Origin of the sequence: Hymenobacter antarcticus, from assembly GCF_039539545.1 — a bacterium.
In the GTDB taxonomy this organism is placed as follows: domain Bacteria; phylum Bacteroidota; class Bacteroidia; order Cytophagales; family Hymenobacteraceae; genus Hymenobacter; species Hymenobacter antarcticus.
The window spans coordinates 1-1,360 of sequence record NZ_BAABDI010000063.1 but is presented as its reverse complement, the minus strand read 5'-3'; the positions used below and the strand labels follow the sequence as shown (position 1 = coordinate 1,360).

The 1,360-nt window shown below is 60.4% G+C and carries 1 protein-coding gene; it reads right to left on the bottom strand.

Going from position 1 to position 1,360, the window contains the following annotated elements; translation table 11 throughout:
* Window positions 1-12: 12 nt before the first annotated feature.
* Window positions 13-1,325 (bottom strand): IS3 family transposase gene (locus ABD819_RS21375; RefSeq protein ID WP_345127705.1). Its coding sequence is split into 2 segments (ribosomal slippage): window positions 13-915 and window positions 918-1,325, totalling 1,311 coding nucleotides; the frame shifts between segments, so codons are not numbered across the junction.
* Window positions 1,326-1,360: the final 35 nt, after the last annotated feature.

The window sequence follows — 1,360 nt, the reverse complement described above, 5'->3', positions numbered from 1 at the left end:
TGTCTCGTCCGGCTATATGTTGACAGGAATAAGGCAAGGGCCCTGCTCGGATTTTCCGGCGGGGCTTTTTCCTTGCAAATGGACTTGATTGGGGGTTAAGTAATTCAGGGCCAGGTGGGGCCGTTCCTCGTTGTAGAGGTGCACGGCCTGGTCGACGAGCAGGCGGGCCTGGGCCAGGTCGTCGGGGAGGACAAAGAGGAATTCGTCTTTCAAAATGCCGTTGACCCGTTCGGCCAGCGCATTCTGGTAGCAATCGTAGCCGTCGGTCATGGAGCAGCGCATTTTCGCTTTTTCCAGGGCGGCCTGGTACGCATCGGAGGCGTATTGACTACCCCGGTCGGAATGGTGAATCAGCCCGATGGTGGCCGGGCCAGCCGCGCGTACGGCCTGGTCCAGGGCGGCCAGGCAGCCGGTCGTGTGCAGACTGGAGTGGACGTGGTGGCCGACAATACGCCGGGAACAGGCATCGGTAACCAGGCTCAGGTAGACCGTGCCCTGGCGGGTGGGTAAATAGGTGATGTCACTGACCCATAGTTGATTCGGGGCCGTGGGCTTGGGTGCGTCCTTCACCAGGTTGGGGTGCTTATGGAAGCGGTGATTCGAGTCGGTCGTCTTCGTGTAGCTGCGTTTTCGGGACACGAGTAGCTGGCGCTGGCGCAGCAGGGTGAACAAGGCATCACGCCCGCAGGCCACGCCCTGCACCCGCAGCAAGGGGGTGATTTTGTGCAGCAGCTTGCGCGTACCCAGGCGCGGCAGTTTGGTGCGCACGAGTCGGACCTGGTCGAGCACCTGCTCGCCCCGCTCGGCCTGCCGGGCCTGCCGCTGCCGGCGCTGGTAAAGACTTTGGCGGCTCACGCCGTAGAGCTGGCAACTGCGTTGGACGCCTAGGGTTTTGTCGCTCGCCAGCCGGGAAACGGCCGGCGAAAAGACTTTTTTGGCAGGGGGATGCCATGGTCCTCCTCTACCACTTGTAACATCGTGCGCAACAATAAATTCAGGTCGGTCGAATCCTTTAACTGCTTGCTATGCCGCTTTTTTTGCTCGCGCAGTTCGGTTTCCAACTGCTTGATGCGTTGTTCCGGGGTCGGGTCCACGGCAGGGGCAGTGCCGGAGGAAGTGGGTCCGGCCTGCTGAAAAGTTACGAAATGGCTGGCATATCGCCGGCACCAGGTCAGCACCGTGCTCCGGCCCTGGATGCCGTAACGCTGCTGGGCTTGTTTATAACTCAGCTCTCCGCGGCCGACTTCACCCACCACGGCCAATTTAAAGGGCAAACTGTAGTCGCGCTGACTACGCCGCACACGCGGCTCAAACTCAGTTTTCATGACATCTTTTGGGAAAGCTGTCAACCTATTTCCGG